Annotated in this window: 11 protein-coding genes; 7 read left to right on the top strand and 4 right to left on the bottom strand. The window is 65.2% G+C overall.

The genetic code is table 11. The features are described from left to right. The coding region (locus HPC46_RS29390) for an LLM class F420-dependent oxidoreductase (RefSeq protein WP_179475641.1) at positions 1-667 on the bottom strand (667 nt) is incomplete at its 3' end. 67 nt (positions 668-734) lie between these two features. Between HPC46_RS29390 and HPC46_RS29385 the strand changes: the two genes are divergently transcribed. From HPC46_RS29385 to HPC46_RS29365, 5 genes are all read left to right on the top strand, one after another. Continuing rightward, a complete protein-coding gene (locus HPC46_RS29385; RefSeq protein WP_325096828.1) occupies positions 735-1727 on the top strand; it encodes a Zn-ribbon domain-containing OB-fold protein in 993 nt (330 codons plus the stop codon). A gap of 13 nt (positions 1728-1740) precedes the next feature. Then, positions 1741-2805 (top strand): thiolase family protein, encoded by a 1065-nt coding sequence (locus HPC46_RS29380; RefSeq protein WP_179475640.1) that lies wholly within the window; start codon positions 1741-1743, stop codon positions 2803-2805. Further along, positions 2805-3983 (top strand): thiolase family protein, encoded by a 1179-nt coding sequence (locus tag HPC46_RS29375; protein ID WP_179475639.1) that lies wholly within the window; start codon positions 2805-2807, stop codon positions 3981-3983. The genes HPC46_RS29380 and HPC46_RS29375 overlap by 1 nt, the downstream gene beginning before the upstream one ends. A gap of 5 nt (positions 3984-3988) precedes the next feature. Then, a complete protein-coding gene (locus HPC46_RS29370) occupies positions 3989-4867 on the top strand; it encodes a TIGR03619 family F420-dependent LLM class oxidoreductase (RefSeq protein ID WP_179475644.1) in 879 nt (292 codons plus the stop codon). A 64-nt stretch (positions 4868-4931) separates the two neighbouring features. After that, the gene (locus HPC46_RS29365; RefSeq protein WP_179475638.1) at positions 4932-5336 is read left to right on the top strand and encodes a nuclear transport factor 2 family protein; all 405 of its coding nucleotides are present in this window, start codon (positions 4932-4934) and stop codon (positions 5334-5336) included. 202 nt (positions 5337-5538) lie between these two features. Here HPC46_RS29365 and HPC46_RS29360 read toward each other — a convergent pair whose 3' ends face one another. Beyond that, on the bottom strand, positions 5539-6063 hold the full coding sequence (locus tag HPC46_RS29360; protein ID WP_179475637.1) for a gamma carbonic anhydrase family protein: 525 nt from the start codon (positions 6061-6063) through the stop codon (positions 5539-5541). A gap of 118 nt (positions 6064-6181) precedes the next feature. Between HPC46_RS29360 and HPC46_RS29355 the strand changes: the two genes are divergently transcribed. Both HPC46_RS29355 and HPC46_RS29350 read left to right on the top strand, forming a co-directional pair. Continuing rightward, entirely contained in the window at positions 6182-7324 is a 1143-nt protein-coding gene (locus tag HPC46_RS29355) for a 3-ketosteroid-9-alpha-monooxygenase, oxygenase component (RefSeq protein WP_179475636.1), read from the top strand. Positions 7325-7326: 2 nt separating this feature from the next. Beyond that, complete coding sequence (locus HPC46_RS29350) at positions 7327-7785, top strand: hypothetical protein (protein WP_005138998.1); 459 nt, start codon at positions 7327-7329, stop codon at positions 7783-7785. A gap of 15 nt (positions 7786-7800) precedes the next feature. Here HPC46_RS29350 and HPC46_RS29345 read toward each other — a convergent pair whose 3' ends face one another. Together HPC46_RS29345 and HPC46_RS29340 are read right to left on the bottom strand one after the other, a co-directional pair. After that, positions 7801-8940, bottom strand: a complete 1140-nt coding sequence (locus tag HPC46_RS29345) for a sulfotransferase family protein (RefSeq protein WP_179475635.1) — start codon at positions 8938-8940, stop codon at positions 7801-7803. Next, positions 8940-9722, bottom strand: a complete 783-nt coding sequence (locus HPC46_RS29340; protein WP_179475634.1) for an SDR family oxidoreductase — start codon at positions 9720-9722, stop codon at positions 8940-8942. The genes HPC46_RS29345 and HPC46_RS29340 overlap by 1 nt, the downstream gene beginning before the upstream one ends. Positions 9723-9724 lie beyond the last annotated feature (2 nt).

Raw genomic sequence — 9724 nt, 5'->3', positions numbered from 1 at the left:
CGAAGTCCTCGCGGGAGCGGCGGGCACCGGGGCGGGCGAACCCTTCGTCGAGCCATTCGTTGTACATCGGGGCCAGCCGGGGTGAGTAGAAGATCGGCAGCCAGCCATCGCAGATCTCGGCGGCCAGCGCGACGTTCTTCGGGCCTTCGGCGCCGAGCATGATCGGGATGTCGGCGCGCAGCGGGTGCACGATCGGCTTGAGCGGCTTGCCCAGGCCGGTGGTGCCCTCCCCGCTCAACGGCAGCGGGTAGTGCGGGCCGGCACTGGTGACCGGGGCCTCACGGGCCCAGACCTGCCGGATGATGTCGATGTATTCGCGGGTGCGGGCCAGCGGCTTGGGGAAGCGAGCCCCGTACCAGCCCTCCACCACCTGCGGCCCGGACACGCCCAAACCGAGGATGTGCCGGCCGCCGGAGAGGTGATCCAGCGTCAGGGAGGCCATCGCGCACGCGGTGGGAGTACGGGCCGAGAGCTGCACGACCGAGGTGCCCAGCCGCATCCGGGAGGTTTCGCGGCCCCACCAGGCCAGCGGGGTGAACGCATCCGAACCCCACGCCTCGGCGGTGAACACCGTGTCATACCCCGCTTCCTCAGCGGTGGCCACCAACTCCGCATGGTTGGTCGGAGGTTGTGCGCTCCAGTATCCGAGTTGCAGACCCAGCTTCATCGGTGCCAACTTTCTGTCCGGGACACGGTCCTTGCGACGATTCTTAGAACCTGTTCTACTCGATGCTGTGACCACCAGCCAAAGCAGCCCGGTGCAGATCGACACGCATCAGAAGCCCCTTTCGGCACCGCTGAAGCTGTCATTCGACTACACCCGTTCAGTCGGACCACTCCTCGGCCAGTTCTTCACCGCCCTGCGCGGGCGACGCATCCTCGGCGTCCGCGGCTCGGACGGCCGGGTGCTCGTTCCGCCCGCTGAGTATGACCCCGTGACCTACGCGCCGTTGACGGAGGTGGTCCCGGTCGCCAGTGTCGGGACGGTGCTGTCGTGGACGTGGCAGTCCGAGCCGCTGGAGGGGCAGCCGCTCGACAAGCCGTTCGCGTGGGCGCTGATCAAACTCGACGGCGCGGACACCGGCATGCTGCATGCGGTTGCCGCGGAGTCCTCCGACGCGATCAGTACCGGAGCGCGGGTTCACGCGCACTGGGTCGATGAACCGGTCGGCGCGATCACCGATATCGCCTACTTCGAGCTCGGTGACGAGCCTGAGCCGGTGCCCGACGAACCCGACGACCGCGAGCCGGTGACTATGCTCGTGTCGCCGAGCAGCATCGAAATCCAGCACACCGCTTCACTTCCGGAGAGCGCGTTCCTGCGCGGCCTCGAGGACGGCAAGCTGCTCGGTGCCCGCACCGGAGCCGACGGCAAGGTCTATTTCCCGCCCAAGGAAGCCGACCCGGCCACCGGCCTCGAGCTCGACAACTTCGTCGAGCTGCCGGACAAGGGCACCGTGACGACGTTCGCCATCATCAACATCCCGTTCGCGGGCCAGCGGATCAAGCCGCCGTATGTCGCGGCCTACGTGCTGCTCGACGGCGCCGACATCCCATTCCTGCACCTGATCCAGGAAATCGACATCGCCGATGTCCGGATGGGTATGCGGGTGCAGGCGGTGTGGAAACCGCGTGAGGAATGGGGTCTCGGCATCGACAACATCGAGTACTTCAAACCGACCGGCGAACCCGACGCCGATTACGACACCTACAAGCACCACCTCTAAAGGGACTCGCCACATGACATTTCGCGATGTAGCTGTCGTCGGCTTCGCGCATGCCCCGCATGTCCGGCGCACCAGCGGCACCACCAACGGCGTCGAGATGCTGATGCCGTGTTTCCATCAGCTCTACACCGAACTCGGCCTGAAGCAGACCGATATCGGCTTCTGGTGCTCCGGATCCTCGGATTACCTTGCCGGCCGCGCATTTTCATTCATCTCGGCCATCGACTCGATCGGTGCGGTTCCGCCGATCAACGAGTCGCACGTCGAGATGGATGCGGCATGGGCTCTGTACGAGGCCTACATCAAGGTCCTGACCGGCCAGGTCGACACCGCCCTGGTGTATGGCTTCGGCAAGCCGTCGGCGGGCACGCTTCGCCGAGTGCTCGCGCTGCAGACCGACCCGTACACGGTCGCGCCGCTGTGGCCGGACTCGGTGTCGATGGCCGGCCTGCAGGCCCGCCTCGGTCTCGACTCGGGCAAGTGGACCGCCGAGCAGATGGCACAGGTGGCGCTGGATTCCTTCGCCGCCGGCGGTCGCACCGACAAAGAAGAGGTCACCGGCACCGTTGACGAGCTGTTGTCGCGGCCCTATTTCGCAGATCCGCTGCGGCGCCACGACATTGCGCCGATCACCGACGGCGCGTCGGCGATCGTTCTGGCCGCCGGCGATAGGGCCCGCGAGCTGCGGGAGAACCCGGCCTGGATCACCGGTTTCGAGCACCGCATCGAGACGCCGGTGCTCGGCGCGCGTGATCTGACCACGTCGCCGTCCACCGCGGCGTCGGCCACGGTGGCGACGGGTGGCGACACGAGCTCCATCGAGGTCGCCGAGCTCTACGCTCCGTTCAGCCACCAGCAGCTGATCCTGACCGAGGCGATCGGCCTGCCCGCGTCGACGAAGATCAATCCCTCTGGGGGCGCACTGGCGGCCAACCCGATGTTCTCGGCGGGCCTGGAACGGATCGGTTTCGCCGCCCAGCACATCTTCTCTCGTTCGGCCGGCCGCGTGCTCGCGCACGCCACCAGCGGCCCTGCGCTGCAACAGAATCTGGTCGCCGTGCTGGAGGGGAAGAACTGATGGCTAAAAGACTGGCAGCCGTTCTGGGAACCGGCCAGACGAAGTACGTCGCCAAGCGCAAGGACGTCTCGATGAACGGCCTCGTGCGCGAGGCCATCGACCGTGCGCTCGAGGACTCGGGCTCGACGTTCGACGACATCGACGCCGTCGTCGTCGGCAAGGCGCCCGACTTCTTCGAGGGCGTGATGATGCCCGAACTGTTCATGGCCGACGCCGTCGGTGCGACGGGCAAGCCGCTGATCCGTGTGCACACCGCGGGCTCGGTCGGCGGGTCGACCGCGATCGTCGCCGCCAGCCTGGTGCAGTCGGGCAAGTACAAGCGCGTACTGACCATGGCCTGGGAGAAGCAGTCCGAGTCGAATGCCATGTGGGCGTTGAGCATTCCGGTACCCTTCACCAAGCCGGTGGGTGCGGGCGCGGGCGGTTACTTCGCACCGCACGTACGCGCCTACATCCGCCGATCCGGCGCACCGCTGAACATCGGTGCGATCGTCGCGGTGAAGGACCGGCACAACGGCGCCAAGAACCCCCTTGCCCATCTGCATCAGCCCGACATCACCGTCGAGAAGGTGATGGAGTCCCCGATGCTGTGGGATCCCATCCGCTACGACGAAACCTGCCCGTCCTCCGACGGCGCGGCGGCCATGGTGATCGGCGACGAGCAAGCCGCAGACGCCCGGGTTGCCGCGGGCCATCCCGTCGCCTGGATACACGCGACCGCGCTGCGCACCGAGCCGTTGGCCTACGCCGGGCGTGACCAGGTGAACCCGCAAGCAAGCCGGGACGCCGCCGCCGCCCTATGGAAGGACGCCGGAATCACGAGCCCGATCGACGAGATCGACGTGGCCGAGGTGTACGTGCCGTTCTCCTGGTACGAGCCGATGTGGCTGGAGAGCCTGGGCTTCGCGCCCGAAGGCGGCGGCTGGAAACTCACCGAGGCCGGCGAGACCGCGATCGGCGGCAAGATCCCGTTCAACCCGTCCGGCGGCGTGCTGAGCTCCAATCCCATTGGCGCGTCGGGCATGATCCGGTTCGCAGAATCGGCGATCCAGGTGATGGGCAAGGCCGGCGACCACCAGGTCGAGGGCGCCCGCAAGGCGCTGGGCCACGCCTACGGCGGCGGTGCCCAGTACTACTCGATGTGGGTGGTCAGCTCGGACAAACCAGCCGCCAAATGACCAAGATGCAGTACACCGTCAGCATCGCGTTCAGCCCGCTCGACCAGCTGATCGAAATCGCCAAGGCTGCCGAGGAGCTCGGGTTCGACAACATCGCGCTGCCGGACTCGATCTTCTATTTCGAGGAGCAGTCCGTCGACTATCCCTACACTGCCGACGGCAAGCGGATGTTCGACGAGAATTCGCCCTGGGTCGATCCGTTGATCCTCGCCGGTGCATTGGGTGCGGTGACCTCGAAGCTGCGCTTCTACACCAACGTGATGAAGCTGGGTTCGCGCAATCCGCTGCTGCTGGCCCGCCAGGTCGGTTCGGTGGCGAACCTGACCAACAATCGGTTCGGCTTCGGTGTCGGGATCGGCTGGGCTCCTGAGGAATTCGAGTGGTGCGGGGTGCCGTATGCGAAGCGGGGCAAGCGCGTCGACGAGATGATCGACATCATCAAGCTGGTGCTCGCCGGTGGCATGGTCGAACACCACGGCGAGTTCTACGATTTCGACCGGCTGCAGATGAGCCCGGCACCGTCTGTGCCGGTGCCGTTCTACGTCGGCGGCCACACCGATGTCGCGCTCAAGCGTGCGGTCCGGATCGGCGACGGCTGGACCAGCGCGATGATGACCTGCGACGAGTTGGCCGAGACGATCTCCACGCTCAAGAAAATGCTGGCCGAGGCCGGTCGCGCCGACGATCCCTTCGAGTACCAGGCGGTCTGCATCGACAAGTTCGGCGTCGACGGTCACCGGGAACTGGTCAAGGCCGGTGTCACCGACTACATCGGCATTCCATGGGTGTTCGAAGGGCTGCCCTTCGATGCTCCGGTGGACAAGAAGATCGACTCGATGAAGCGGTTCGCCGAGACCTACATCCACTCGGGCTGGCAGGACTGATGGTGGGAGTGAGTGAGGATCGCAGCGAGGAACGAGCGAGGACCGCAGCGAGCGAGGTTGGAGGGTGATGAGCACGCCGGCCCACGAGGCGGGTAGGCGCTCACGCGAGGCCGCGATGGCTCGCGACAAGGACGCCTGGCTGGCGGTGTTCGCCGACGACGCGATCGTCGAAGACCCCATCGGCCCATCGCATTTCGATCCTGAAGGCAAGGGCCACCGCGGCAAGCAGGCGATCGCGAAGTTCTACGACATGGCGATCGCACCGAGCAAGCTGGTCTTCAACTTCGAGAAGACCTATCAGTGCGGCGACGAGGAAGCCAACGTTGGCCACATCGTGATCGAATCCGGCGGCTATCGCGTGATCGCCGAGGGAGTGTTCACCTACCGGGTCAACACCGAAGGCAAGATCGTTGCGCTGCGGGCCTATTGGGAGCTCGACAAGGCAGCGGCGAGCGCCACCAAGCTCTAGGCTGCCGGCGCCGGTGCGTCTTCGTAAACCGCGGGCCAATCAGTGGGTGCCGCCGCGGTCAGCGAGCAGGCAGCACACACGGTGGCGCCGATGGTGGGATAGCCACACGCCGGACAGATATCGAGTGCCAACGTCATACCTCCGCGCGCGCCGTGTTTTCAGGTAGCGGGGAGATACCCTGCGCCGCTGTCGGCCAAACGGGTCAGACTTCCTCGAACCCCGTCCGGTAGCGCTGGGCGAGATCTTGATACGCCTTGGGGTTCAGGTTCACCCACACTTCGGCGCCGGTTCCGGCGATCGGCCCTCTGACCTTCGCCGGCGATCCGGTGACCAGAACCTCTTCTGGGATCTGCGTACCGCCGACCACCAGCGAGTGCGCGGCGATCATGCTGCGGGCGCCGATGACCGCGCCGTCGAGCACCGTGCAGTGGTTGGCGATCAGTGCCTGCGCGCCGACGTGAACGCCGTGGATCGTGCACATGTGTGCGATCGTGGCTCCGGGACCGATGTCGACGGGGATTCCTGGCGAGGCGTGCAACACCGAGCCGTCCTGCACATTGGCGCCTTCCCGTATCACGATCGGCGCGAAGTCCCCGCGCAGCACCGCGTTGAACCACACCGAGGCGCCGGCCTCGACGGTGACGTCGCCGATGAGCACCGCGGTGGGTGCAACGAAGGCGGTGGGATCCACCCGGGGTGATCGGCCCTCGAACGAATACATCGGCATCGTTCACATATACCGCACTTCATGTGGGTAATTCGCAGGTAGCGCTGCTGACATTGCGCGATCAGACATTAAAACTGTAACGTGTTCTAGTTAGCGACTACGAGTGGAGGGGCGCGAGGTGACTAGCGGTATTCGCGAGATCGACACCGGAACCCTGCCGGACCGGTTCGCCCGGGGCTGGCACTGCCTGGGCCCGGTCAATGACTACACCGACGGAAAGCCGCACCCGATCAACGCGTTCGGGACGAAACTGGTGGTCTTCGCCGATTCTCACGGTGATGTCCACGTTTTGGACGCCTACTGCCGTCACCTGGGCGGAGACCTGTCCCAGGGCACGGTCAAGGACGATGCACTGGCCTGCCCGTTCCACGACTGGCGCTGGGGTGGCGACGGCCGCTGCCGCCTCGTGCCCTACGCCAAGCGCACCCCGCGGCTGGCCCGCACCAGGTCCTGGGAAACCGACGTGCGCAGCGGCCTGCTGTTCGTCTGGCACGATCACGAGGGCAACCCGCCGCAGCCCGAGGTGCGGATTCCGGAGATCCCGGAGTACACCAGCGGCGAGTGGACCGAGTGGAAGTGGAACTCGATGCTGATCGAGGGCTCCAACTGCCGCGAGATCGTCGACAACGTCACCGACATGGCGCACTTCTTCTACATCCACTTCGGCCTGCCGACGTATTTCAAGAACGTCTTCGAAGGCCACATCGCCTCGCAGTACCTGCACAACGTCGGCCGGCCCGACGTCACGCTGGGCGGCTCGGCCTACACCGAATCGCACCTGGATTCGGAGGCGTCGTACTTCGGCCCGTCGTTCATGATCAACTGGCTGCACAACAACTACGGCGGCTTCAAGGCCGAGTCGATCCTGATCAACTGCCACTACCCCGTCACGCAGGACTCGTTCATGCTCCAGTGGGGCGTGATCGTCGAAAAGCCCAAGGGCATGGACGACTCCATGAGCGAGAAGCTCTCCGACGCCATGGTCGTCGGCGTCAGCAAGGGCTTCCTGCAGGATGTCGAGATCTGGAAGCACAAGACCCGCATCGACAACCCGCTGCTGGTCGAGGAAGACGGCGCGGTGTACCAGATGCGTAGGTGGTATCAGCAGTTCTACGTCGACGTCGCCGACGTCAGCGCGGACATGACCGACCGCTTCGAGCTCGAGATCGACACCACGCCGGCCAATGAGAAATGGCAGGTGGAGGTTCAAGAGAACCTCAAGAGACAAGCTGATTCTGAAGGTCAGCCGACCCAGGTGTGAATATGAGCCCCGAGGAACCGCCTGACGTCGACGATCTGGCGCGATCCATGCTCCAGCTCCTCGGCGTGCACGAGCACGACGAGCCGCACGAGCACGACGACGGCGCGCCCGGATCATGGTCCAAGGCACCCGATTTCGCTTCCGACCCACAGCGGGCAGCCGCCATGCACGAGGCCACCCGGCTCGACCGGGAGCGCTACCTGTCCGCTGGCCTGGCCGACGTCGACTGCCGGTATTGCCATGTCGCGGTGAAGGTCAAGAAGCTGGGCGCCGCGCATACCGCGGTGCAGTGGAGTGGTGAGGCCCAGCAGCGCTGCGCCTACTTCGCCGAGATCCGGGAGGCGGGTGGATCCAGTGCGCGTACCCGCTCCTGCCCGAAACTGTCCGACAGCATCAAGCACGCCGTGGCGGAGGGCTGCCTGGAGGAGTACTCCAGCGCCCCCGCCCCCGGTGACGGCTGAGTTTCTCTCCGCGGGCTACAGGCCCTTGAAGCGCTCCTTGACCTGTTCCTCGGTCAGTCCGTAGTCGGCCAGCGAATAGGTGTGCTTGGGGGCCCGCGGGCCTTGCTTGCTCTCCTCGTCGGTGCGCTGGATCGCCGCCCGTGCCGCGTCGGTCATCTCGATGCCGAAGTGCGAGTAGATCTTCTCCACGGTGTGGATCGGCTCTCGGATGAGCTCGAAGTAATCGAGGTCGAAGAACTGCGCCGGATTCTGCTTGGCGCGTTCGGCGTTGAACAGTTCGAGCCCTCGCGACCAGGTCTCCAGCGAGTCGGCGCCGATGACCTCCCCGGTGAACGTATTCGACCAGCCCTCCGTGGTGTGCTGAGCCAGTGAGCACATCGACGCCATGATCGTCTCGGCCGGACGGTGGCACTGCACGATCAGCGCGTCCGGGTAGACGGCGAACACCGCGTCGAGCGCGAACAAGTGGCTGGGATTCTTCAGCACCCAACGCTTTTCGGGGTCATTGAGTCCGATCAGCTGCAGATTCTTGCGATGCCGCGCATACGACTTCGTCCAGTCCTGCCGAGAGAGCCACTGCGCATAGGTCGGCACGTGCGCGAGCGTCTCGTAGGACACCGAGTGCACCGACTGGCGGAGCAGCTGCCAGCACTCCTCCACCTCGTCCGCGGTCATGTAGTGCAGCCCGGTGTAATCCGGGTTCTCCTCATGGGCCTTGGCGAACTGCGCATCGATCTGCTGGAAGACGGGGTTGTCCTTCCATGATTCCCGCGGCGGCCGGGGCTGCGGGAATTCGGCCAACCACAATTCCAACCCCTGATGCCGGGGGTCGGCGGTCAACAGCCGGTGAATCGCGGTGGTGCCGGTGCGGGGCAGGCCGGTGACGAAGATCGGTCGTTCGATCGGGACGTCGACATGCTCTGGATACTGCTTGAACGCTGCCTCGGAAACCAGCCTGGCCACCAAGGCATTTCGCACGAAGAATCGGTGCATCTTGCTGCCGACCTCGGTGAGGTCCGCCTCGTTGCGAAACGATTCGAGCAACACGCGCAGCGCTTCTTGGTAGTTGTCGTCGTCGACGCCGAAGTCATCCAAGCCGGAGGCTTTGACTGCGGAGGCCTTCAGGCTCTCGACGCTGAGGTAATCTCCCACCATCAGTTGTGGTACTCCCCGCAGTTGACATCCAGCGTCTGGCCGGTGATCCCGTTGGACAGGTCGCTGGCCATGAACAGGATGGCCGAGGCCACCTCGTCCTCGGTGGGCAGCCGCTTCAAGTCGCTGTTGACCGCGGCCGCGTTGTAGATCTCCTCGACGGTCGTTCCGTATTTGCCGGCCTGGTGCTCGAAGTAGCCTTGCAGGGTGCCGCCCCAGATGTAGCCGGGCAGAACCGAATTCACCCGAATGCCCTGCGGCCCGAGCTCGCTGGCCAGCGACTGCGACATGGCCAGCAGCGCCGCCTTGGCCATCTTGTAGGCGCCCTGCTTGGGATCGGAGTGCCGCAACACCATCGAGTTCACGTTGACCACGGAACCTTTCGCCTCGACGAGCGCAGGGGTGAAGCCCTGGATCAGTCGAAGCGCACCGAGCACCGTGAGCTCCAGCGTCTCGCGAATGTGATCGAACGACGTGTTACCGAAGGGCTTCATCGACGGCACCTTGAAGGCGTTGTTGATCAGCACGTCGACCTTGCCGAACTCGTCAAGAGTCTGTTTGACCAGATTGTCGACCTGACTCTCGTCGGTGATGTCGGTACCCACCGAAAGCGCCCGGCGGCCAAGGTCGGTGACCTGCTTGGCCACGTCGTCCAGGCGTCCGACCGTCCGCGCAGCTAACGCCAGGTCGGCGCCTTCCTCGGCACATCGGCGCGCCAGCGTGGTCCCCAGCGCCGGGCCGACGCCACTGATGACGACGACCTTGTTCTCGAGCAAGCCGGCCATAT

Source organism: Mycolicibacterium vinylchloridicum, assembly GCF_013404075.1.
Taxonomy (GTDB): domain Bacteria; phylum Actinomycetota; class Actinomycetes; order Mycobacteriales; family Mycobacteriaceae; genus Mycobacterium; species Mycobacterium vinylchloridicum.
Note: the sequence above shows the minus strand (reverse complement) of the source record. Positions and strands in the feature narration are given on the sequence as shown.